20 protein-coding genes are annotated in these 24,842 nt (G+C 45.8%); 12 read left to right on the forward strand and 8 right to left on the reverse strand.

From position 1 onward, the window contains the following. Positions 1-8: 8 nt before the first annotated feature. Positions 9-518, forward strand: a complete 510-nt coding sequence (locus tag PQG66_RS22675; protein ID WP_272040099.1) for a hypothetical protein — start codon at positions 9-11, stop codon at positions 516-518. A 301-nt stretch (positions 519-819) separates the two neighbouring features. Here PQG66_RS22675 and PQG66_RS22680 read toward each other — a convergent pair whose 3' ends face one another. Both PQG66_RS22680 and PQG66_RS22685 read right to left on the reverse strand, forming a co-directional pair. Beyond that, positions 820-1,230 carry a hypothetical protein gene (locus PQG66_RS22680; RefSeq protein WP_272040100.1) on the reverse strand — a complete coding sequence of 137 codons (411 nt, stop codon included), beginning with the start codon at positions 1,228-1,230 and terminating at the stop codon, positions 820-822. Positions 1,231-1,478: 248 nt separating this feature from the next. Next, positions 1,479-2,246: a helix-turn-helix transcriptional regulator gene (locus tag PQG66_RS22685; RefSeq protein ID WP_272040101.1), complete on the reverse strand. Its 768-nt coding sequence runs from the start codon at positions 2,244-2,246 to the stop codon at positions 1,479-1,481. 204 nt (positions 2,247-2,450) lie between these two features. On the opposite strand from PQG66_RS22685, the gene PQG66_RS22690 reads away from it, so the two are divergent. Together PQG66_RS22690 and PQG66_RS22695 are read left to right on the forward strand one after the other, a co-directional pair. Then, positions 2,451-4,769, forward strand: coding sequence for a glycoside hydrolase family 127 protein (locus tag PQG66_RS22690; RefSeq protein ID WP_272040102.1), 2,319 nt, complete (start codon positions 2,451-2,453; stop codon positions 4,767-4,769). Positions 4,770-4,917: 148 nt separating this feature from the next. After that, the gene (locus PQG66_RS22695; protein ID WP_272040103.1) at positions 4,918-5,481 is read left to right on the forward strand and encodes a Uma2 family endonuclease; all 564 of its coding nucleotides are present in this window, start codon (positions 4,918-4,920) and stop codon (positions 5,479-5,481) included. Between the two features lie 270 nt (positions 5,482-5,751). On the opposite strand, the gene PQG66_RS22700 is transcribed toward PQG66_RS22695, so the two are convergent. Further along, complete coding sequence (locus PQG66_RS22700; RefSeq protein ID WP_272040104.1) at positions 5,752-6,114, reverse strand: hypothetical protein; 363 nt, start codon at positions 6,112-6,114, stop codon at positions 5,752-5,754. A gap of 121 nt (positions 6,115-6,235) precedes the next feature. Between PQG66_RS22700 and PQG66_RS22705 the strand changes: the two genes are divergently transcribed. The 3 genes from PQG66_RS22705 to PQG66_RS22715 are packed head-to-tail and all read left to right on the forward strand — an operon-like array spanning position 6,236 to position 9,866. Then, positions 6,236-6,967, forward strand: a complete 732-nt coding sequence (locus tag PQG66_RS22705) for a hypothetical protein (protein ID WP_272040105.1) — start codon at positions 6,236-6,238, stop codon at positions 6,965-6,967. Between the two features lie 12 nt (positions 6,968-6,979). Beyond that, positions 6,980-8,668 carry a vWA domain-containing protein gene (locus tag PQG66_RS22710; RefSeq protein ID WP_272040107.1) on the forward strand — a complete coding sequence of 563 codons (1,689 nt, stop codon included), beginning with the start codon at positions 6,980-6,982 and terminating at the stop codon, positions 8,666-8,668. Positions 8,669-8,726: 58 nt separating this feature from the next. Then, entirely contained in the window at positions 8,727-9,866 is a 1,140-nt protein-coding gene (locus PQG66_RS22715; protein ID WP_272040108.1) for a toxic anion resistance protein, read from the forward strand. 89 nt (positions 9,867-9,955) lie between these two features. On the opposite strand, the gene PQG66_RS22720 is transcribed toward PQG66_RS22715, so the two are convergent. Together PQG66_RS22720 and PQG66_RS22725 are read right to left on the reverse strand one after the other, a co-directional pair. Beyond that, entirely contained in the window at positions 9,956-10,570 is a 615-nt protein-coding gene (locus tag PQG66_RS22720; protein WP_272040109.1) for a hypothetical protein, read from the reverse strand. A 368-nt stretch (positions 10,571-10,938) separates the two neighbouring features. Continuing rightward, on the reverse strand, positions 10,939-11,973 hold the full coding sequence (locus PQG66_RS22725; protein WP_272040157.1) for a LacI family DNA-binding transcriptional regulator: 1,035 nt from the start codon (positions 11,971-11,973) through the stop codon (positions 10,939-10,941). Between the two features lie 449 nt (positions 11,974-12,422). Here PQG66_RS22725 and PQG66_RS22730 point away from each other — a divergent pair, with 449 nt between their 5' ends. The 3 genes from PQG66_RS22730 to PQG66_RS22740 are packed head-to-tail and all read left to right on the forward strand — an operon-like array spanning position 12,423 to position 15,952. After that, positions 12,423-13,712 carry a sugar ABC transporter substrate-binding protein gene (locus PQG66_RS22730; RefSeq protein WP_272040110.1) on the forward strand — a complete coding sequence of 430 codons (1,290 nt, stop codon included), beginning with the start codon at positions 12,423-12,425 and terminating at the stop codon, positions 13,710-13,712. A gap of 51 nt (positions 13,713-13,763) precedes the next feature. After that, the gene (locus tag PQG66_RS22735) at positions 13,764-15,119 is read left to right on the forward strand and encodes a carbohydrate ABC transporter permease (protein ID WP_272040111.1); all 1,356 of its coding nucleotides are present in this window, start codon (positions 13,764-13,766) and stop codon (positions 15,117-15,119) included. After that, a complete protein-coding gene (locus tag PQG66_RS22740; RefSeq protein WP_272040112.1) occupies positions 15,116-15,952 on the forward strand; it encodes a sugar ABC transporter permease in 837 nt (278 codons plus the stop codon). Before PQG66_RS22735 ends, PQG66_RS22740 begins: the two co-directional genes overlap by 4 nt. A 274-nt stretch (positions 15,953-16,226) precedes the next feature. Here PQG66_RS22740 and PQG66_RS22745 read toward each other — a convergent pair whose 3' ends face one another. The 3 genes from PQG66_RS22745 to PQG66_RS22755 form a co-directional block, all read right to left on the reverse strand. After that, complete coding sequence (locus PQG66_RS22745; protein ID WP_442955159.1) at positions 16,227-18,374, reverse strand: alpha-amylase family glycosyl hydrolase; 2,148 nt, start codon at positions 18,372-18,374, stop codon at positions 16,227-16,229. A gap of 403 nt (positions 18,375-18,777) precedes the next feature. Then, on the reverse strand, positions 18,778-20,550 hold the full coding sequence (locus PQG66_RS22750; protein WP_272040114.1) for an alpha-glycosidase: 1,773 nt from the start codon (positions 20,548-20,550) through the stop codon (positions 18,778-18,780). Positions 20,551-20,745: 195 nt separating this feature from the next. Further along, complete coding sequence (locus tag PQG66_RS22755; RefSeq protein WP_272040115.1) at positions 20,746-21,324, reverse strand: hypothetical protein; 579 nt, start codon at positions 21,322-21,324, stop codon at positions 20,746-20,748. Positions 21,325-21,664: 340 nt separating this feature from the next. Between PQG66_RS22755 and PQG66_RS22760 the strand changes: the two genes are divergently transcribed. The 3 genes from PQG66_RS22760 to PQG66_RS22770 all read left to right on the forward strand — a co-directional run bounded on the left by PQG66_RS22760 (position 21,665) and on the right by PQG66_RS22770 (position 24,831). After that, positions 21,665-22,684 (forward strand): ABC transporter substrate-binding protein, encoded by a 1,020-nt coding sequence (locus PQG66_RS22760; RefSeq protein WP_272040116.1) that lies wholly within the window; start codon positions 21,665-21,667, stop codon positions 22,682-22,684. A gap of 93 nt (positions 22,685-22,777) precedes the next feature. Then, complete coding sequence (locus PQG66_RS22765) at positions 22,778-23,791, forward strand: FecCD family ABC transporter permease (RefSeq protein ID WP_272040117.1); 1,014 nt, start codon at positions 22,778-22,780, stop codon at positions 23,789-23,791. Then, the gene (locus tag PQG66_RS22770; RefSeq protein ID WP_272040118.1) at positions 23,788-24,831 is read left to right on the forward strand and encodes a FecCD family ABC transporter permease; all 1,044 of its coding nucleotides are present in this window, start codon (positions 23,788-23,790) and stop codon (positions 24,829-24,831) included. Before PQG66_RS22765 ends, PQG66_RS22770 begins: the two co-directional genes overlap by 4 nt. Positions 24,832-24,842 lie beyond the last annotated feature (11 nt).

The raw sequence follows: 24,842 nt of genomic DNA on the forward strand, positions 1-24,842 counted from the left end.
TGGAGCGTTTGGAATATCTTGAAATTATACTAGAGGACTTCCGAAAAGATGAGTTAGACAAGTTTATTTCGAAACTTAAAATTAACTTGGCAGAAGTCAAGTCCTCCCATTTCTTTGACAACAATAGTGGAGCAGATATTGAATTTCATCAAATCAAAAGTTTCAGGGACGTACTTTCGCCGATTGGAACGGGAAATGTGTTTTTGAAGCAAGTTGAAATAGGGTGTAGTATAAAAAACGTGATGATAATATTTTCCTTTAATAAAGAATTAGAAGATATTACATTTAATTTTTCAGAGAATGAGCTATATGAAGGCGAGAGTTCTGATGCAAGACTCAACGTAAAAAAAATATTAGAAACACTAGTAGGTCTAAAAGATAAATTCAATATTTCAAATATCAGAATTGGTTTTGAGCCTGCATCTGACGATGACACTTGTATAGTGAAGATTGGTCAGGAAGCAGTTGATTTAGAGAGTGCCGTACAACCTATCTTGAGCTATTATTCAAAACTTTAAGGAGCGTAACCGCCCTATTAGAATTCTTTTGTTGGCGAGGATTCCAGTGCTGAATGAACCTATACACTACTCAACCAATAAAATATAGCCCTTATAATCTCGTATAGAGATTTCTAAATTTGTGGGTTATCTCAGTTCAAATTTCTAACTCACTAATTGAGGAGATTTCATATTAAAAATGTGGTCAATATTAACTAAGCGTTGTTGTGATGACAAACGAGTTATAGCCTTGTAAGTGAGTCAATCAAACAAAGACGTTTCTGTTTAGAAACATCCTTGTTTTGTGTTCGACTGGATCCTGCTAGGTAGTTATTGTTGTTGTATTCGTGGACTGTCTTCGAAGATAGTTTTTACTGGGACTGTGGAGAAGGATGGTGAGAATTGCAAAAAGATAAGTTAGAATGGTCAAAACATCGTTCGAAGAGGATACTTTAAGAAGACCAATAACAAGAATAATCAGGATTGTTTTATACCATTTACAGCTAATAGAAATGACAGCTAAAAACGCAGGAACAAATGCAACATAGATACTGGCTTCGGCAGCCCCAAAAGCATAATATAAACTTTCGGACTTGGTATCGAGATATAAAAAATTGGCCTCCGCATCCCGTATTCTAATTTGTAGCTGCACCATCGAATAGACCAAAACGATTACTTTCAAACTCAGTAAAGCTCGAACCACATGCAACATTACAGGCATCTTCATCTTCATTCAATCAGCTTTCTCCAGTTCCTATGTATATTATTTTCCTCAATTATACTTTTTAATAAACGAATAACATATTAGACTTAGGTATGGAATCTCATGAACTCTCATTCGTAAATGTGTAGGTGTTACCTGACTCAACATGTCCACTTCGAAGATCGTCTGAAGCTTGCGGCGAAGCTAGGTGCAATTCCGGTCAACGGGCATCTAGGATATCTAAGGCACTTAAGGTCTAAAGCTATGCATATCCATTCTTATAAACGATTCAGCTGTGTGGTGTATAGATGATTGCGAAATTCAGTTGGCGTGTTCCCCTCGTGCTGCTTGAAGGTGCGCAAAAACAGCTTGTAATCACGAAAGCCGCATTGGGCAGCGATCTCTTTCACACTGGCGTTGGTATTGAGCAGCAACCGTTTGGCACGGCGCATGCGTTCAGTGAGGATATATGTTTTGAGTCCGACACCTTTTTCCTGCTTTACCATTTTGGAGATATAGTCCTTATTGAAGTTAAAGTTCTCTGCAATCTCACTCACCGTAATGTTCAGATGCAGATGAATATCGACCCATTTGCAGATGTGGTCTACCACGGCGTTATGTGGCCGATGGTCTGAGTGCAGGTTACGCTCCAGTTCCTTGAGCAGTAATAACGCTGCGGCATCCGCCTCTTCGGGAGAGAAGGATGAGACATGTAACAGTTGCTTGAACAATTGATTAGCCATAGATGGAACCTGAATCGTTGAATGAGTTGGAAAATCACCCAATAGGCCAGGTGCCGTCCCATAATGTATCCAATAGAAGCTCACAGGAGCATCACTGATCTGATAACCATAATGCGTCCGGCCCGCCCTCAAAAATAACAAATCATCCGCACGAACAACGTATCGCTCGTTATCCTCGGCAATGTACATCTCACCTTCCAGCATCAAAATGATCTCATGAACCGGCATACTTCGGCGCATATGACTCCAGTTACCTTCCGATATGAATTTTCCACATAAATAATGTTCCACTGATTTTGACATAGGACGGATTTATCCACCTTTTCTTGGATTCTGAGTCTGCTGTAATTGTAGTTTATTTGATAACATGGGGACATTCAAGGGTGGAAGCTAGAGGGGATGGAAGTGGAGGAGATCGGAGAAGATCACGGATTTTACCCTCCTCTGCTGAAATCAATCCTACCTGAAAAAAGAAAAAATACATAAGCCGAAGGAGCGAGCTGCCGCATGATCGATACGAAAAAAGGATTCTTGGGCCCTGCACATGTGAATTTGCTAAAAGGCCCTTTTCAAACGTCACAGCAGACCGGAGAACATTACTTGTTATCTCTGGACATTGACCGTTTTCTGGCTCCATGTTATGAAGCTCATGGGTTAACACCACGCAAGGAACGCTATGCAGGCTGGGAAGCTCGCTCGATCAGCGGACACTCCCTTGGGCACTATATGTCGGCTCTCGCGGTGACGTATCAGGCCACCGGGAATGCTACGTTGAAGCAGACGCTCGATTATGCTGTTACCGAACTGGCTGCGATCCAACAGGCGACAGGCAGCGGATACATTGGCGGTTTGTCTGAAGAAGCTTTCCGTATCGCCTTCCGTGCAGAACACATCGGTGGATTTAACATCGGTGAATATTGGGTTCCGTGGTACAGCGTGCACAAAATTTATCGTGGTCTGATTGATGCTTATCAATTGACGGGCAATGAGCAGGCGCTTGAGGTGGTTACACGTTTTGCGGACTGGGCAGTGGAGGGACTAAATACCATGACCGAGGAGCAGATCCAGACGATGCTGCTGTGCGAGCATGGCGGGATGAACGAAGTGTTTGCCCAATTGTACGGAATTACCGGAAACTCCGCCTATCTGAAAGCAGCCCAGCAATTTACGCATCAACTCATTTTGGAGCCATTAGAGCAACAACGGGATGAGCTACAGGGGAGACATGCCAATACCCAGATCCCCAAAGTGATCGGCGCAGCCGAAATCTATAATCAAGACCCTGGGCAGACGAAGTACCGGACAGCAGCACAATTTTTCTGGGATACCACCGTGAAGCATCGTTCTTATGTCTTTGGCGCGACGAGCATATCTGAGCATTATGAGGCAAAGGGCATGGAGAGCCTTGGCATCAAAACCGGAGAGAGCTGCTGTACCCACAACATGATGCACTTGACGAAGCAACTGTTTGCATGGAACCCGGACAGTGCCTACATGGACTACTATGAGAACGCTGTCTATAACCACATTCTTGGCACGCAAGACCCGGATACGGGCAATAAAACGTACTTTGCCTCTACCCTGCAAGGGCATTACAAAATCTACGGGACACGCGATACCGCATGGTGGTGCTGCACTGGATCTGGCATGGAGAACCCGGGCAAGTATGCGGAGGCCATCTATTATGAGGATGCGCAAGACTTGTACGTGAACCTGTATATTGCCTCGGAGCTGGAATGGGCTGCACAGGGGCTTACACTGAAGCTGGATACCGACTTCCCTTATTCGGAAAAAGGTACCCTGACGATCACCGAAGGCACGGCCTTGGCTCGTCTAAGATTACGTGTACCGTCCTGGCTCCAGGAGCCGATGACGGTAACAGTTAACGGGGATACGGCCCAGTCGTATACACGTCTGGAACCCGGCTACCTGTCCATCGACCGCACTTGGGTGGTGGGCGATGTCATTACCCTTACGCTGCCGATGGCACTGCGTAAATATACAGCTAGAGACGATGCTCACAAGGTGGCTTTCCTATATGGCCCGATTGTGCTTGCTGGTGCGCTCGGTAGCGAAGAGCTTCCCGAGGACACGATTATCGACGAGACTGCGCTGAATCCGAAGACGGCATCTGTTCCCGTGATTCGTACCGAGGAAGAGGATATAAGCCAGTGGATCAGGGTTGTTAATCAGGGGACACTTACGTTTGAGTTGAGCGAGGAAGTGACGTCTACCGGGGAAGCCGTAAAGCTCATTCCGTTCTATGATGTGCATCACGAGTTCTACACGGTGTATTGGGCGTTGAACGATGAAGGGGATGCACGGGAGAAAGCACTGAATGATATCACTATCGACAGCGTACAGCCGGATGGTCAGCAGGATGAGATTGGACATCAACTGGAGAGCAACTGCCGTACGGAACAATTCAATGGCTCCAGTACAGATGGCCGTAACAAGCTGTATATGTGGCGAGAGGCGTATGGCACGCAAGATGCAGAATTCAGCTACCGATTGGCCGTAAACTCGGATGCTATGAACTATTTATGTGTAGCCTACTGGGGCGGGGATTTCCTACATTTTAAACGAGAAGATGTTCGGTATGAGAGACAATTTAGCATTTTGGTGGAAGGTGTCATTGTGGGCGAACAGCGCATTCATATGAACAAGATCGGCGAGGTATTCTATGTCAGCTACGAGATTCCAGAAGAGATCACGAGAGGTAAGGAGAGTGTAAGAGTTGCATTCCAAGCAAACGGGGAGAACGGCTGTGCCGGGAAGGTAACAGAGGTTCGAACTACACGCTGTAGACCGGAATCTTTAGTGTGAACACTTATGCTTAGGGCGAAGAATCAATCCTATGTTCGATATGAAATGCCGTTCATGCATTGATATAATGGACGGAGTATAGTGCCATACGATGAGGTGCAAAACAAAAGATAATTAAAGCAAATGCTAATAAAAAAGGAGGTGGGTCGTGTCAAAACCTGATAATACTGGCGTATATCGCTATGAGGATTGGCTAACTTGGGATGGGCCGTGGGAATTGATTAACGGAAAGGCATATAACATGTCTCCTACACCGACCTCCTTACACCAGTTTATAGTCGGTGAGTTGCACTTTGCTTTACGAACATTTTTTCAAAATCGAAAATGTTATGTATTTGTTGCCCCCTTTGATGTTTTTTTCAGCGAAAGTGAACAATATGACATGCCAGATCATGTCGTGCAACCGGATCTTTCCGTGGTATGTTCTAATGATCAAATTTCTAAAAAAGGTTGCCATGGAGCCCCCTCACTTATCATAGAAGTGTTATCGCCTTCAACGGCACTCAAAGATTTTAATGAAAAATTTAATCTATATCAAAAATATGGTGTGAATGAATATTGGATTGTTGATCCAGGTAATCAGACGGTTCATGTGTACACATTGGAGGATGGCCGATATCAGACCCGTCACTTGTTTTCAGAACAAGAAACGATACAATCTGTCTTATATCCTGACCTGAGCATTCCGCTGGATGTACTCTTCAAACTTTGATAGTTCAGAAAAAGAAATAAACCTACAAAAGACGAAAGGCAGGGTGTCTGCCGTTTCGTCTCTTTGTCATGAGAAGAAGCGCGGTGTACATGATGCACAAGTCATATATGCTACATAAGTACCGCTAATAATTACTCACATGCTCCGCTTGGCGTGCATACTAACACAGGACCTTGCATTATTTTCTGCTTGCAACACATCCTCTCCAGTCTGCAAAGACAAGTCTGTTCAGACATATAAAAAATGACACGCAACCCGATTTTCCACGTATTAACGGATAACATTTGATTTTCCACATGAAGGCAATCCCTGGTTGTTTATTGATCTATCCGATCTACAAGTAGCAAAGCTCGTTCTGTGTTGTCCCTGAAAGTGATAATGGGATAAGCCCGAACCACGTATATTACTATGACTGACCAGAACAACGATATACGTAGCTCGTTGATGATCAACACTAGCACCAGCGTATCCTTTTACACCAGCACTAACACTAGCATCAAGTCTAACTCTAACATCAACGCCAACTCCAAGTGTAACATCAACATCAAGTTCAACGTCTACACCAACATCGAGTTCAACATCTACACCAACATCTACGCCAATTTCTGCACAAATATTTACATCATAACCCACCTGATTTCCAATCCTATCCACCTGAGAGCGTTCACATCATGTACAATAACAATATGAATAACAGGAAATAAACGACAATGATCTACAGTAAATAACATATAAGGAGGCCTAAGGATCGACCATGACCAGGTTCATACAATTGTTTGGGCTCATCCTCGGCATCGTGGCCGTGAATGTTCTGGCCTTCTCACCGGGTTTTGCCGGACTTGGATTCGGAGTGAGTGCATTCCAGACCGCACTTGCCGTGACTTTACTGTTCGGCAGTGTACTCGCGCTCTTCTATGGCAGTTACAGTTTACTGTTCAAACAGCCCGTCGTTCTACCGGTGAGACAGATCGAAACCCATGAAGATTATGTAGAGGCTCTATCTTTTTACAGACGCATCAAAATCCTTGAAGAAGACATTACGCTGGGACTGTCCCAACTGAACCGGATCAAAAAGAAAAAAGTAACCCTGATGAACGTGCTTCATCAACGTTTTGACCCCGGCGAGCTGAGTTTTAAGAAGTTTGCTTCTGTCACGGAAGAGGTAGAGAAGCTTCTATATCTGAACATTCGCAGCATTTTGAATCGACTGAATGTGTTCGATGAAGCCGATTATGCCAGCATGATGCGAGCTAAATCCTCCACGATTCCGCAGAAGATTTTTCAGGAAAAAACGAAGGTGTACAACGATTATCTGACCTATGTGAAGAATTCGCTTCACACTAATGAAGAGGTTTTACTTAAGCTGGACCAGCTACTGCTGGAGATTTCGCGCCTGGACAGTTTCGAAGCTGGAGATATTGAACAGATGCCTTGTATGCAGGAGATTGATCAGTTAATCAAGCACACCAAATTATACAGACAGTGAGGGGTTGCACCTATGGCGAAGAAAGGGAAGTTTTTTCTCATATCTATAATTATGCTAGTCCTTGTATTTGGTCTCGTTTATGCAGGAATCACACTGACATCGAACTTTGGCAAGTCTTCTACACAGGTCACAACCGAAAATGCAGGTAAGGAACTCAGCAAATTGTACGCGGACATTGCTCCAGCTACGGCGGAACCGGTCAAAGGACAGATTGATCTCGATCCCGTTGATGTCGCAGAATCACTACCCGATATTTCGAAATTCCCGATTACAGTGGAGAACACCACCAATGATTTCGTCGAAATCTTCTCTTCCACCGAGAAGTCGGGCAACGGAGCAGATGGTTGGTTAACGGAGGTGGCAGAGGAGTTCAACCAAGCAAACATCACGGTTGATGGCAAACAGGTATCGGTCAAGATTCGTAACATCGCTTCAGGTACAGCTACGGATTATATCAAGTCCGGCAAATACGTACCAGATGCCTTCACACCGTCCAATGAACTTTGGGGTGCGATGGTGGAAGCCAGTGGGGTGAAGACGCATCTCATCTCCAAACGGATCGTTGGCAACGTACCGGGAATTGTCATCTCCAAAGCCAAGTATGATGCACTTGTGAATACTTACGGCTCCGTGAATGTCAAAACGATAACCGAAGCCATTGCAAACAATGAACTGACGATGGGGTATACCGACCCGTTTGCCAGTTCCACAGGACTGAATTTCTTGGTTACCGCATTGAATACGTATGATAGCAGCAATCCGCTTGGGGAGAAAGCCATTCAAGGCTTCGAGAAATTCCAGGCCAACGTGCCATTCACAGCATCCACAACGATTCAGATGCGGGAAGCAGCGAAGTCGGGCAGACTGGATGCCTTTGTACTGGAGTATCAGACTTATGTGAATACGGCTGATCTCAAGAGTGGATACGTGTTCACCCCATTTGGTGTAAGGCATGACAGTCCGCTGTATGCCCTCGGTCAATTGCCGCAGGACAAACAGGAGATTATCCAGAAGTTCGCCGACTTTGTCGCGCAAGATCCGTATCAGAAAAAGGCAGAGGAATTTGGATTCAACGGCCTGCAAGATTACAAATCCGAGCTGGCGACCGTAGATGGCGGCACACTGCTGTCTGCACAGAAAGTCTGGAAAGAGAAGAAGAATGGAAGTAATCCGATTGCGGCTGTGTTTGTAACAGACGTATCCGGAAGTATGGCTGGTGAACCGCTGAATCGTCTCAAAGAATCCTTGCATAAAGGGCAGAAGTATCTCGGTACGGATAACAGTATCGGACTGGTCTCGTACTCCAGCGGCGTGACGGTGAATCTACCGATTGCCAAATATGATACGAACCAGCAATCCATGTTTGTCGGAACGGTAGATAGCCTGCAAGCGAGCGGGGGAACAGCAACATTTGACGGCATTGTGGTCGCGCTGAAAATGCTGGAGGATTACAAAGCGGCGAACCCGAATGTGAAACCGTTGATTTTCGTTCTGAGTGATGGCGAGACGAACGAAGGACATTCTCTTAAAGATATTCGTGATCTGGTGGAGACGTACAAAGTACCGATCTACACGATTGGATATAATGCCGACATCAAAGCGCTAGAGAGTATCTCCAGCATTAACGAGGCAGCGAGCATTAACGCAGACACGGACGATGTCGTCTACAAAATTGGAAACCTGTTTAACGTGCAGATGTAACTCTATATGAATGTTAAGAGGTAAGCCTATAGTTGGGAACGAAAAGGGGGAACTGCGAATGTCGTTTACGATGGAAATACCGAGCCAGAAGGAAATTCAGAAGGTGATTGAGGAAGAGATCAAACCGGTGCCCGCCGAGGTGGCGGAACTGCAGCAGGTCGCGAATTCCAATGTGGATATGATTATGAATCTGGATCTGGAATCTCTAGAGAAACGCAAGGAAATTTTGCAATCCATTGACGGCTTTGGCATGAACACGATGCGATCCTCTTCTGAGAAAAACGCGCTGCTTCAAGTCTCCGTTGGACACCTGTCCAAGACGGGAGACGAGGGCGGTCAGGTCGCCAAAGGCTTGACCGAGCTGCATATGCAACTGAAGGATCTCGACCCGAGCGTGGTCGATTTTGCCAAAACAGGCTTTCTGGGCAAACTGTTCAATCCGCTGCGCGCATATTTCCTGAAGTACCAGAAAGCTGACGCCGTCATTGCCGATATTGTCGTTTCACTCGACAAAGGCCGCGCCACACTGCGTAACGACAACACGACGCTCGAGATTGAGCAGCAGAGCCTGCGTGAGCTGACCAAACGATTACAGAAAGAGATTCAACTTGGCATGCTGATGGATGAGTCCATTGATACACAGATCGAGGCAGCCAAGGTTCGTAATGAAGACCCCGAGAAGGTGCGTTTCATTACTGAGGAAGTCTTGTTCCCACTTCGTCAAAGGGTAATGGATTTACAGCAGATGCTGGTCGTTAATCAGCAAGGTATCATGGCGATTGAAGTGGTCATTCGTAACAATAAGGAGCTAATTCGTGGTGTAGACCGGGCGAAGAACGTGACCATCTCGGCGCTCAAAATTGCGGTCACTGTTGCCAGTGCATTATACAATCAGAAGATTGTCTTGCAGAAAATCGAGTTGCTTAACCGTACTACGAATGATCTGATCGCCGGCACATCCAAAATGCTGAAGGATCAGGGGACAGCCATCCAGAAGCAAGCTTATGAAGCAAGCATCTCGGTGGATACGATGAAGCAGGCTTTCACGGATGTGCTCTCCGCCCTGGACTCAATTTCGGTCTACAAACAAGAGGCTTTGCCAAGAATGCGCGAGACGATTGGTCAGTTTCGTGAACTGGCGGAGACCGGGGAACAGCAGATTCAACGATTAGAAAAAGGACAGAAGCTTGGTCTGTAACCAATCCATGAGAATAACTAGAAAAAGCAACCACTCCCTAATGACTAGTTAAGGATGGTTGCTTTTTTTGCAATGATTGCATACAGGTATTACTCGTACCCAATTTTGTCAGCATACGCCAACAATGACTCAGTAACTCGGTCGAGAATTACATCGGCAGCTTTAACTTTAGCATTACCTTGTTGAAGGATCGTGTAGTTCACTTTATTTTTGGAAACGGCTTGTTTGTAAAGGATATAACCTTCAAGCTGCATATAAGTTCCTTTAATGAAGGAGGTATGAATTTTTTTGATTTCTGGGTTGTTGGATTGGATCAGTTTTGCTTTGGAGACGAATTTGGTATAATTCGGAATTACCGTATTCGTCAGCTTAAGAAACATCGATTTTCGATTCGCTGAAGATACGGTGTTACCCACACTACTCAAGGAATCAATGGCTCTAGACTCATAGGTCTCGATAGCAAAAATCTGATCAAGATATTTTTTTAATTCCGCTTTTTCCTGAATAAACTCATCTACTGCCTCAGGCTCTTCTGTATCGTCTATTAAATCTCCCTCATACGGATATTCGTCCGCAAACTCGTCTTGATCCCAATATGTATAGAATTCTTCCTTGGCAGCGTTGGCATGAGAAGCAGGAAAGAGAAGTACTCCGCCAAGCAATATGAAACTGGTCATTAATGAGACTATACGTAATTTGTTCACGTAAATGTTCAACTCCCTTTGTCTGAATTGTGTTAGAGCCATGGCTCATCTTTACTATTATACAGGAAACGGAGAGTGACCTGGTGGAATAAATTTCCTCGTATCTCGGGTCAGATGATTCCAGTTTTGTGAATGGTGTCGTTATTACAGCTGACACAGATTGGAGTTCATACTAAATTGTCAGCCACACGAGGGTGAGAGAAGAACTTTACACGAATGAGTACGCATGAAAAGATAGCAAAGAAGCCGCATCGCTTGCGGCTTCTTTGTCTTTTGGCATGTTAGCCCGTTTTTCTTCTACACCTTCAAGTTCCGAAGGATGGGTGATAGGACAAACGTTTGCATGTTTGAGCTAATGCTTAGCATGATTAGCTAAGAGAAGGCTTTACTTTGGAATAAATAGAGGATTCACGAACAATCAGACGATGGGGGATAATAACCGGATTCTGAGTGAGAGGTTCGTTACTAAGAATTTTTAACAATACCTGAACTGCTGTGTAACCAAGCTGATATGTTCCAATATCAATAGAGCTTAGTGGTGGCGAAGCAAGTTCGGACAAAGCAATATTGTTAAAGCTGACCACACTGATATCCTCAGGTACACGATAGCCAAGCTCCGCGAGTGCTCTTAACACACCAAAGGCTACATTATCATCGATAACCACTATAGCCGTAGGCCTGTCGGGCAGAGACATGAACAAGGACATCGCTCGAAATCCGCTCTCTTGTAGAAATTCTCCCTCTACGATCCAGTCATTATTTGGTGTCAGTCCGGCTTCAACAAGCGCCTTTTGATAACCGCGCATACGATCATGTGATAACGTAATATCTGGCGGGCCGCTCACAAATCCGATACGAGTATGCCCCTGTGCGATGAGATGTTGTGTCGCATCGTACGCTGTCTGCACATTGTCGTTATCCACCATAGGTGCATTGGGATGTGTTTCACTTCGGCCGATCAGCACAAAAGGAAATTTTTCTTCTTCCAAAAAAGAGATGATCGGATCGTCGCGTTTGGAACCAAGCAGTAGAATACCATCTACCCTGCGTCCATGCACGAGACGAGAAATTGCCTGTAATTCATCATCGGAGGAAGTCTCGGTGGACAGCAGCAATTCATAATTGTTCCGAGTCGCATGAGTAATAATGCCACGTAACAGTTCTCCGAAGAAATAATTTTGAAACAGCTCTTCCGCAGGACGCGGAAGCATAATCCCAAGGGTCTGTGTTGTTTTGGATACCAGACTCTTCGCCATAATGTTGGGATGATAATTAAGCTCTTTCATAATTTGTTTAATTTTAAGAGATGTTTCCGTACTGATTCTAGGATGGCCCGAAATCACCCGTGACACTGTAGAAGGGGAAACACCCGCCAATCTGGCAATATCCTTGATCGTAATCATGCAAAAAACCCCTTCTGATTCAATCATTTCAACATTCTCCTATGGTAATGCAAAGAATACCAGAAAGCAATCGGTAACTGGATGAACCAAAATGCAAGCATAGCAAAATAAAGGAAGAAAGAGCTAGAACAAGAAAACAGGAAATTACTGCGAACTGACTTCAGGAAACGCTTGATTATGGAGTAATATAGCTTGTGCAAACGTTTGTACAAAGAAAGCCTCGTATTGTATGATGTGGAAGATATTATAGCGCTTACATCTATGTTTATACATACTTATCCATTCATTCTCCCTACATATTGAACCTCGCAGTGACCTTGTCTTCCATTTTGAGCAAACGTTTGTACAAAAGGCACCTAGAAAACAAAATACCTGACAATCTACGCAGTTTAAAGGGTAGAAAAGCGCGAACTTGGTTGAACCATGCAGAAGGAAAGGGGACATTTTACATGAGAAAATGGCAAGGCGCAACGTTGTCTGTTGTCATGGCATTCACATTGGCTGCATGCTCGTCTGGGGGCGGAGAGTCAACTCCGACAACGGCAAGCGAGAATCCTCCGGAGGAGCAAGTTCAGCTTACAGCTGAGAATCTTCAGCCGGAAGAGGGCGCAACACTGGTGATCTGGGAAGACAAGAATCAGAGCAGCTTTATTGAGCAACGTGTCAAAAAGTTTGAGGAGAAGTACGGTGTCACAGTCAAGATGGAGGAGCTGCCACCGACAGATCAGGTAACCAAACTGACGACAGATGGGCCCGCTGGACTAGCCGCAGATGTTGTCGTATTTCCACATGATAAGATTGGCAGTGCCTCGGAAGCTGGGCTGATTCTGCCCAATGATATCTTTGAAGCCGAGACGACAGCCAACACGAGCGAGAATGCGCTAAAAGCGGTGACATTCAAAGACATTCTGTACGGCTATCCGTATAGTGTCGAGACCTATGCTCTCTTTTACAACAAAGCCTTGTACCCTGAAGCACCGAAAGACTTTGATGAAATCATCGAATTCGCCAAAACTTTTAATAATACCAAGTCCAATCAGTATGCTCTGATGTGGGAATTACAGCAATTTTATTACAACTATGCCTTCCTGGCTTCTCAAGGTGGATATATCTTCGGTGACAACGGAATGGATAGCAGTGACCTCGGTTTAAACAACGAAGGAGCACAGAAGGGGGGAGAATTTCTCCAAACCTTGAAGGCTGAAGTGCTTCCACTCAAGATGGGTGACGTGAACTACGATATCAAAAAAGGGTTGTTCTCCAGCGGCAAGCTGGCGATGGATATTAATGGACCTTGGACGATTGCGGATTATCGCAACGCCGGAATTGATTTTGGAGTTGCTCCACTTCCAGCCATCGATGGCAAACCGATGACATCCTTCTCAGGTGTCAAAGCCTATTACGTAAACGCATTCACACAGTACCCAAATGCCTCCAAGCTGCTGGCTGCCTTCCTTTCCAATGAAGAAGCGCAGATGGAAAACTTCGAAATGAACGGTACGTTACCGGCGAATAAAAATGTAGCTGCCGACGCGAAGGTGCAAGAAGATTCAATCAACAAAGCATTTCTCGAACAGTTCAACAACTCGACTCCGATGCCTTCGCTTCCTGCGATGGACAGTGTGTGGGGACCTATATCATCCGCCATTACGGATATCTGGGATACCGGCAAGGATGTGAAGACTTCGCTCGACAATGCTGTGAAACAAATTCAGGAAAGCCTGGCAACCGTACAATAAAGATGAATCGATGAATTATACCATTACGAATGGCCGGAGAGGAGAGAGCAAATGCGACAACAGCATGTCCCGGTACCTGTTCAACCCACCAGGGAAAAGCAGTACCGGATGACAGCGGCCATATGCTCCATCATATTGCAGGGCCTTGGACAGTTATACAATCGGCAATGGATCAAAGGCATTGTTCTACTGTTGCTGGAGGGAGTGGGGCTTGCGTACCTGCTTCCCCGCCTGTCCCAAGCTGTATGGGGAATATGGACACTGGGGGAAAATACACAACGTTTTGTCAAAGTGAATGGTTCGACCGTACTTCAAAAGGGAGACCATTCCATCTTTTTGCTGTTAGACGGAATTATCGTATTGTTAGTCTTTTTTGTGTTTGTGCTCCTGTACATTCTGAACATCCGGGATGCTTATATGACAGGACTGGCAAGGGAACAAGGCAAACCCACCCTTGGGGCTGCCGCAACAATGCGGAATATGATGGACAAAAACTTCCCGTATCTGTTTCTATCCATCCCTGCACTTGGCGTTCTGTTTTTCACCATCATGCCCATTGTATTCACGGTTACGATTGCCTTCACGAACTACTCCGCACCGGATCATATTCCACCAGCCAAGTTGGTCGACTGGGTAGGGTTCAAAACATTCACAGATCTGATTCAGCTCAAATCCTGGAGCCAGACGTTCTACGGCGTTCTGACTTGGACGGTTATCTGGGCATTCCTCGCTACATTTACCACCTATTTCGGTGGGGTATTAGTCGCTTTATTAATTGAACAGCAGGGTATTCGTTTCAAAAAACTGTGGCGTACCATTTTCATTTTGCCTTATGCGATTCCACAGATTATTTCGTTGTTGCTGATGCGTAACCTGTTTAACGGTCAGTTCGGACCAATCAATACGTATATGCGAGCGTTCGGGCTGGAAGGGCTACCATGGCTGACCGATCCGTTCTGGGCCAAAGTGACTGTCATTGTGGTCAACATGTGGATCGGTATTCCGGTCAGTATGGTATTGATTCTCGGTGTCCTGACAGCTATTCCGCGTGATCTGTACGAGGCAGCCGAGGTGGACGGCGCTTCCGCATTCCAGAAATTCCGGATTATTACGATGCCGTTCATTTTATTTGCAACTACTCCAGTGCTGATCATGCAGTTTGCCGGCAACTTCAACAATTTCAACGTGATCTTCCTGTTAACGAACGGAAACCCGCTTCGCGGCGATTACCAATATGCCGGAGCAACGGACCTGCTGGTCACTTGGCTCTACAAGCTTACACTGGACAATAACAAATTCAACATGGCATCTGCGGTAGGGATTATTATCTTCCTGATCATCGCTACCTTCTCCATCTGGAACTTCCGCCGCTCCAAATCATTCAAGGAGGAGGACATGATTCAATGAAGAAACGCAATAATCCGATTCGTCTGACACTTAGTTATGTGTTATTAATTATTATTGCCATCGTATCCATCTATCCGGTGCTGTGGATATTTCTGTCGTCCCTGCGTCCGGGAGCAGCGTTGTTCAGTGAACGTCTATGGCCGGAAAGCTTCACGCTCGCCCATTATGGCGAATTGTTCAACAATCCGTCCTTCATGTATGGAAGATGGTACATGAACACGCTGAAGATTGCTTTCTTCACGATGATTTTCTCGACATTAATGGTGACGCTGGGCATGTATGCCTTGTCCCGGTTCCGTTTTCGGGGGCGTAAAACGATTCTGTCCACGATGCTCATTCTAGGTATGTTCCCAAGCTTCATGAGTATGATCGCCATTTATATTATTTTGCTGCAAATCAAACTGCTCGACACACATGCCGCGCTTATACTGGTTTATTCTGCAGGAGCGGTGCTGGGCGGATTCATCGTCAAAGGTTTCTTTGACACCATCCCGCGCAGCCTGGATGAAGCTGCCCGCATCGATGGTGCAAGTCATCTTCGCGTCTTTACCAGTATCATTCTGCCGTTATCCAAACCGATGCTGACGTATGTTGCGTTAACCAGCTTTACAGGGGCTTGGATGGATTTTATTTTCGCACGTTTGGTGCTACGGACCAAGGAGAACTGGACCCTTGCCGTTGGTATGTGGGACCTTGTGAACCGGTATCAAGACAGTAACTTCACGATGTTTGCTGCCGGAGCCGTACTGATTGCAATCCCGATCACTATGCTGTTTGTGTTCTTGCAGCGCTTCCTCGTTCAAGGCCTAACAAGCGGAGCATCCAAAGGATAGCATTACTCATACCATTAATAGTTAATATCATAATTAGCTGCCGTATTAACGAGGTTTAGCGAGGTTAGTCATACATGCGGCACTTCAAACTTCAATCAGGCACTTCCGTAATGTCATGTCTTTATCGACTGGCACAGCTGCGGAAGTGCCTGCTTGTGTATTCCATCAACATATGCGGAAGTGCCAGCTTATGCGTTGCATTAACATAGAAAACCCGGAGTATACGCTGTATTAGCGTGCTCCGGGTTAACTTGTGTTCTTAATAATGAAGCTTTTATTGCCAGTTCACCGTAACTGTTGCTGTTCCGCTCGCTGGTGCAGTGAAGGTGTGGTTGGAACCGCCTTCCCACGTAATCGTTGATCCGCTTTTCTTGAAAAACTTGAACTCCAGTGGTTTACCTGCTGGTACGCTTACATCATAGTACCAGGTCGGGTACGCATGAATGACTTGATTAAATGCAGGTCCAATTGCGTTGGTACCCGTGCTCCAGCTGCCAAGCTCAGCCACATTACCTGTCAGATAAATGTTCTGTCCCAGTGTTGTGGAAGCGTTGTTGATAACAAAGCGAACTGTAACCTGATCACCTGTCAGAATGGTGAAGTTGTTGTACGCATTGCTGTTCACACCATTCGCAGCCACTTTCACAGCATAATTGCCAGCGGCAATGGAAGGGATAGTTACTTTAATCTGTGTATCTTCCCATGAGGTGATAGCTGCACCGGTAACCGCTGTAGTACCGAAGTATACCGTGCCTTTAGTAGAACCGAACCCGCGACCGTCAATCGTTACAACATTGCCTGGTTTCCCCATAACTGGACCCACATGACCGATGGTCGGTGTAGTTTCAGCTGCAGTATATTGCCACACCGCTGTTGCTCCTGCAGCGAGGGTGAACGCATTGACACTGCCATTGCTGGACGTGATATTGTTACCGTTCAGTACGCCACCGAGTACATCGGTGTAAGAGCCAGTCGGCAGGGACGTGCTCAGCCCAGTGATGTTCACAGGTGTGGAAAGGTTGCGGTTTACCGCGATTACAGCTACACTTTTGCCGAATTTACGCTCGTAAACATATACATCATTGTTGATCCAGCGCTGCTCTGTCGATCCATAAGCAATAGCCGGATTGGACTTGCGCAGAGGTGCCAGTTTGCTAATTACATTGAATGCTGTGGTGGACTTGGAGAAGGAAGGCATCTTGGCCCGGTTATCCGGATCGCCATTACCTGTCAGATACTGCTCGGTACCGTAGTATATGGCAGGCACACCACGTGAAGTCAGCGTAAAGGCCAAAGCTTGTTCCAAGCGGCGATTATTGACTGCACTTGTTTTGAACCGATCCATATCATGGTTGTCGATGAATGTGACTTGATCGTTCACCTGGTTGTAATCAGTAGCTGTGCTGCTGATCATGGAATCCAGAGCGTACATGTTGGACGTGTTATCACGGAACACATTACGCACCGCAGAGTTAAAACGGAAGTCGAGGAGACTCATACCCGATTTGTTTGCAAAGTCTGTGTTATCTGCATCGGATGCAGCTGATCCCAGGAACCATTCACCGAAGGTGAACACTGGCTTGTGTGTGTAGATGGAAGACATCCAGCTCTTTTGCCAGCCGAGAGGCATATGCTTCACTGCATCCACCCGAATACCGTCAACGCCCATGTCGAGCCAGACCTTAATTGCGTCTTTGAAGTACTTGTCGATGGTTGCATTGTTATGGTTGAAATCTGCGAGGTCGTACAGGTTTTTGTAGATACCGTTCTCCAGAGAAGAGAAGTCGGAGCCGCCATTGTGATGGAAATAGCCGTTGGTATCATTAGTATATCCACCGACCAGCTTGCCGTTATCGTACAATTTGCCATTCTCGGCAAAAGAGGTGTCCGTTTCCATGGCAGGGGAAGTGTGATTCGGTGCAAAGTCAATGACAATCTTGATGCCTTTGGCATGAGCAGTCGTAATCAGATTCTGAAAATCGGCCATCGTGCCGAAGTATGGATTGGTTTTTTTGAAGTCGCGAGCCCAGTAGCCATGATAGGCTGTATTGGTTACACCGCTATAGTTGATCGTTGCAAAAATATTTTCGACAGGCTGAGAAATCCACAGAGCTGTGATACCCAGATCACTGAAATAGTTATCATTGATTTTGTTGATTAACCCTTGCCAGTCTCCTCCGCAATACAGCTTCAGATTGCTGCACGAGGCATCATATGCCGCTCCGGTGGGGTTGTTGGAGGGATTGCCATCCAGAAAGCGGTCCGTAAACACTTGGTAGATCACATCTGTACTGAAACTCTGCTTGTTAGTAACAGCGGTATCCGGATCAGCGTATACAGCAGAAGCTGGCAAGAACGGCAGGGCGCTGCCGGCAAGCATACCGAGGGTCAGTGTGGTACTGAGGATTGCGCGTTTGGCCATTTGGAACATAGTAATCCACCCTTCACGAATGTAATGGTTTGATCATCAATCAACAGACTGACTTAGAATTATAGCGCTTACAATATATAGAGTTGTTTTAGAAAAACGTTCCACTCCCTCCTTCCAGGCATAAACGCCAACAACCCCGGCATCTCCTTAAGGAGTTACCGGGGTTGTCCTAAACCACTGGGGTTTAAAAGCATGGCCCTCGAGTTATGATCACATCGTTATCTTAAGAAAAAAACAGTTTTATGTCAATAACTTTCTTAGGAGTATTATTTTTCTAATTATATATTTACAAAAAACGAAAAAATCGATGCTCTCTCGCCGCCAATTCAATGATAAGAAAAGGCGGAGGAGAGAGGAAAGCAATCGAGAAGCTAGTATTTTTTTATGTTAAATATCAGGCTTCTGCGGGCTGTTTAACTTCGAGCTGCAATAAGGAGAAGCCATAAGCCGCTAAATCCAGCGTCAATGTATTCTGTCTGGCCTCAAACGGTTTAGAAGAGAACAGGTCACGCCAAATATGTTGGTCCCCCCATCCAAGTTCCAGCTTACAAGGCTCATCACTGGCGTTCATGACCAGCAATATACGCTCACCTGTTTCTGAATCAATACGCTCCATTGCAAGACAAGGGTCTCCAGCTTGTGCATACACCATTTTCATCTCTGCGCTACGCAGTGCGGGGTGTTTTTTGCGTAACTCAATGGTACGCGTGAAAAATGTGAGCAGTTCATGATTCTGTTTCGTTACATCCCATTCCATACATTTGCGACAGCCAGGATCGTAACCGCCATCCAGTCCGACTTCATCCCCGTAATAGACGCAAGGCGCACCTGGATACGAGAACAGTAATGTTACGGCCAGCTTCATCTTTCTTATGTCACCATCACATAAGGTAAGCAAACGCGGAGTGTCATGACTTCCCAGCAGATTGAAGGCGGTCTCGGTTACCGTTTGTGAATAAGCTGCAAGCAGTTTGCCAATCTCATTGGCGAATCCAAGTCCATCCAGCTTGCCATGTACAGTGTAGTCCAGCACGGAATTGGTAAACGGGTAATTCATGACAGCATCAAACTGGTCACCTTGCAGCCACATCAAAGAATCATGCCAGATTTCGCCGAGCAAATAGGCATCTGGCTTAATCGCTTTAACCGTTTGACGGAACTCTCGCCAGAACTGGTGATCCACTTCATTGGCTACATCTAGCCGCCAGCCATCAATATCCATCTCTTCAACCCAGTAACGGGCGACCTCCAGCAGATATGCCTTTACATCAGGGTGTTCCGTGTTCAGCTTGGGCATCAGCGGTTCGAAGGCAAAGGTCTCATACGTCGGGATACCTTCTTCTACACGAGGCGGCCAATCTTTAATGTAGAACCAGTCTGCGTAAGGAGAAGCTGATCCATTTTTCATCACATCGACAAAAGGAGGGAACTCTCTTCCCGAATGGTTGAACACAGCATCCAGGACGACTCGTATCCCACGAGCATGGCACGCATCTACAAGTGCTCTCAATTGCTCGTTCGTGCCAAATTGGGGATCGACTTTCAGGTAGTTAGCCGTATTGTATTTATGATTGGTCGTTGCCTCGAATAAAGGGCAGAAATAAATCGCTGTTATGCCTAGCTTACTAAGGTGATCGAGGTGATCCATTACACCTTGAAGGTCTCCACCAAAGAAGTTTACCGGTGTTGGCTCACCGCCCCAAGGTTCTGCATTGGCCGGCGTGAGAGAAGGGTCGCCATTCGCAAACCGTTCAGGAAAAATCTGATAAAAAACAGCATCCTTAACCCAGGCAGGAGGTTCGAAAATATCTGCCGGATTCATGAAAGGAAAATCGAACATTTCAAGCGGGTGATCTGGCAGTGCCTGTTCGAATCCACGCTCGGTCATCCAGACAGACTCTTCTCCTTTAACTAGTTGGAAACTGTACCGCAGTCTGCGATAGGGTGGAGATGCTTCAGCTTCCCAATAATCAAACATCTCATCACGAGCAAAGATTCGCATGGGAATATGCGTGATGGTCCGATCCCAGGCATATTTATCCCCTGTAATAGCGATTACGGCATCCAAATCCCCTCGTTTGGATCGTAAGCGCAGATGCATCGTTGTACGATTGTAAGCATAGGACCAGTTCAGTTTCGGGCGATGATAGATCGCTTCAAGAATCATGGAATCACTCCTTGGCTTGATGAATGAATGTGAGATAAGGCTAGTAATTGCTCCAGAAAACGCAAAAAAGGTACAACCTCTCCAGTTCACGAGGTTGTACCTTTCGGCAGCATAGCCTTTTGATTATAGGGCTATTATACGAATATTTCTTGCAAAAGAAAACACTTTTTTTTCCTTAATTATCAAATTTGTTGATTACATCTCGAATCCCAAGGATTCTCCGTATGCTTTGATTTCTTTATGGTACTGCTCAATACTTTTGCGGCCTGTAGCAATTTTGTCATTGCCCTGCTTGAAGACGGTCCGATTGATTGTCGTTTTGGACACGGACTTTTTAAACAATTGATATGCTTCTAGCTGTGCATAGCTGCCTTTAATCAATTTGTTATGGATTTTTTTCAGTTCCGCATTTTCAGGTTTGATCTGTTTCAACATGGAAACATACTTGGTGTAGTTCGGGATGACCGTATTGTTCAGTTTCAAAAAGAAAGATTTACGGTTTGAAGATGTAATGTAGGTATCTCCGGCTACAGCATTCAGCGCTTTCTTTTCATAACTAGCCGTGGCTTCCAAAGCCTCTAAATAATCCAGGAATTCTTGATCTTCCGCGGTAAGCTGTTGTTCTTCTTCATAGTCGTAATCTACTATGCTTTCTTCACTGGATGTTGAAGTTGTTGTGTCATCAGCTGCTGAAGCATAGGCCCCTGCTGGAATCAATGTACCGCCAAGCAAAACGATACTCATCAAGATGGATAGAATCCAATTTTTTTTCATGTCAGCCTGTCCCCTGTCTATATATGTGATTTTCATTATAAGGGATAATCTAACATAGGAGGCAGTCGAAATACAGGTATAATTTAGCAATAGTTGATTTAAGTAAGTCAAAGTAACAATTACATATAATTTCAAAAAAAGCTGAGTATGCTCAGAAGATCTGTAAGATGGATTACAAGTGAATCATAGGATCGAAATGATTATGGAATGTAGGGAGAAGAGTTAAAAAAGTTTTCAAGACAACTCCCAAATAAATGCTTGTCTAAATTAACCAACTCTATTACAATACAATTGATAATGAGATTCAATATCAATTAGATGAGAAGGGGAGACAAGTTTCATGTTTCGATTCAGCAAAAAGTTATATATTTATGCAGCGTTAATTCTTATGATATCGCTGCTGGCGGGTTGTACTTCAGGGGGAAGTGCGGGTAACAACAATGCAGCAAGCTCGGCAACGAGCGGAAGCAGCACAGAAGGTAGTGCTGAGGGAGATACAGCGAACCAAGCGGCAGATGAGACCCGAGTTATCAAACATGCCATGGGCGAAACGAAAGTCACGGGAACGCCGCAACGAATTGTTACGTTGTTCCAAGGTGCGAATGATGTTGTCGTGGCACTTGACGTTAAACCAGCGGGTGTCGTTGAATCATGGGTTCAACAGCCTGTATACGAATATCTGCGTAAAGATCTGGACGGTGTACCCCAAGTGGGACAAGAAACTCAGCCGAACTTGGAAGAGATCAACAAGTTGAAGCCTGATCTCATTATCGCAACTAAAATCAGACACGAAGAGATCTACGACCAGTTGTCTCAGATTGCACCAACCGTCGTGACCGAAACGCTGTTTGACTGGAAAGAAACGCTCCAGATTGCAGGAGAAGCGATGAATAAAACAGAGGAATCGAGCAAACTGCTCGCTGATTGGGACGCACGTGTAGCGGATTTCAAAGAGAAGATGGGAGACCGTCTGCCAATGGAAGCAACGATTACGAACTTCAGAGCAGATCAGGTTCGTATTTTCTACATGGGGTATGCAGGTAAAATTCTGAAGGAACTTGGTTTCACAAGACCCGCAGGACATGATGCAGATACATGGGGAATTGAACTGACATCCAAAGAGGCTATTCCGGATATGAATGCAGACATGATCTTCAACTTCAATTCAGGTACAGATGCGGCTGCGATTGAGAAAAATTATAAAGATTGGACAAGCAGCCCTTTATGGAAAAACCTCGATGCGGTGAAAAACAATCAGTTGTATCAGGTTGATGAGGTAGCCTGGAACATGGCGGGCGGATACATATCAGCCAACATGATGCTGGATGATCTATATAAGCAGTTCAACCTGACTAAATAATAGGAACAGGATCTGCCATGCACCAGAACTTTCGTGAGCGAAGTGTAGGAGCAGGCAGATCCTGTTTCACTTTATAGATGAAAGAGTGAGAGTATGTTTCCCCTTTTTACCAAGGTGAGTGCGAAAATATATGGGTTGATCGGATTGTTATTTCTAATGCTGTTTGCGGCAACCGCAAGCATGATTCTGGGACGCACACCTATTACGTTTCACATGTTGTGGGATGCGTATCAGTCCTATGATGGGACGTCGGTAGAACATGTAGTACTTCTGACAGAACGATTGCCACGTACGATAATTGCGGCTGTTGTAGGTGCAAGTCTTGCTGCCGCAGGTGGGCTGATGCAAGCGCTGACACGTAATCCACTGGCATCACCGAGTGTGTTCGGAATCAACTCAGGTGCAATATTCTGTATTGTTATTGCTGTTGTGGTGCTGTCTGTGTCTTCCTTGACCACAATGATGTGGTTTGGATTTGCGGGCGCGGCGATCTCCGCAGCTATTGTATACATGCTTGGCTCTCTCGGCCGTGATGGACTGACGCCGATTAAAATTGTGCTTGCCGGTACTGCGATCTCAGCCTTGTTTGCTTCCTTTACTCAGGCGATTCTTGTGCTCGACGGCACCGGACTGCAAGATGTATTGTTCTGGCTTGCCGGTTCGGTCAGTGGGCGAACGCTAGAGATGTTGTACCCGGTGTTACCTTATATGGCGGTGGCAGCACTGATATCGCTATTCATGGGACGAGCGATCAACCTGTTATTAACAGGAGATGATATTGCTAAGGGTATGGGACAGAATGTGCTCTTGGTCAAAGTGTTGATGGGCGTTGTTACCGTGTTACTGGCGGGTGGTTCCGTTGCCGTAGCTGGTTCGATCGGTTTGGTAGGTCTTGTTGTACCTCATATTATGCGTACTTTGGTGGGCAATGATTATCGCTGGCTCATTCCTTATTGCTTCCTGGGTGGAGCGATTCTGTTGATGTCAGCCGATGTCGTAGCAAGGCTTGTGATTATACCGCAGGAAGTTCCGCTTGGCGTGATGACGGCCTTAATCGGAGGTCCTTTCTTCGTATATATCGCCCGCAAGGGGGTGACGAAGATATGAGGAAGATGCTGACGTATCGGAATAAGAAAGACACGGTCTCCATGCAAGTGGAGCGCAAGTCCATGTTGGTCATTGCTGGATGTATATTTTTGTTTCTGGCAGCCGGAGTGGTCGGGACAAGTCTAGGCAGTGACTTTATATCTCCATTGGACGTTGTGAAAACAATCTTTGGACTGAATGCAGGGGAGCATGATTTTGTTGTGTTAACACTGCGGCTGCCGCGTGTGCTGCTGTCTCTGTTGGTAGGTGCGGCCCTAGGGATGTCCGGTGCGCTGCTACAAGGCATTATCCGTAATCCACTTGCCTCGCCTGACGTCATCGGCATAACTGGTGGTGCGGCGGTCGCAGCAGTAGGATGTGTAACGCTATTGGGCGGGGCTGTAAACATGAAGCTGTTGCCACTCTTTGCGATCATCGGTGCATTAATTACAGCATTAATCATCTATATTCTTGCTTGGAAAAAAGGAGTTAGTCCGATCCGCCTCGTTCTTATAGGTATAGGCGTATCGGCTATAACGGGGGCTGGAACGACCTTTATGTTAATCCTAAGCCCATTCTATACAGCAAGTCAGGCTTATATCTGGCTGACAGGCAGCATCTATGGAGCCACATGGACAGATGTCCGGACGATATTGCCTGTAGTTGTTATCATTGTGCCTCTCGCGATATGGTTTGCCCGGAGCCTGAATGCACAGGAGTTTGGAGATGACCTTGCCACAGGGCTTGGCGTAACAGTGCAGTGGCATCGATCAGCTCTGTTGTTGTGCAGTGTCCTGCTCGCTGGCATTGCCGTGTCTGTGGCTGGGACCATCGGGTTTGTCGGTCTGATTGCTCCACATATTGCGAGAAAGCTGGTCGGGCGCATGTTCGGCAGCTTGCTGCTGGTGTCGGGATTCGTGGGTGCTCTGCTGGTATGTGCGGCGGATCTCATTGCCAGAACTGCATTTCTGCCGCTGGATATTCCTGCTGGTGTATTTACCGCAGGGATCGGTGCACCATTTTTCCTATACTTACTATTTAAGAATCGAAACCACTATTAAGGGGGGAAAGC

Origin of the sequence: Paenibacillus sp. JJ-100, from assembly GCF_948329825.1 — a bacterium.
Taxonomy (GTDB): Bacteria; Bacillota; Bacilli; order Paenibacillales; family Paenibacillaceae; genus Paenibacillus.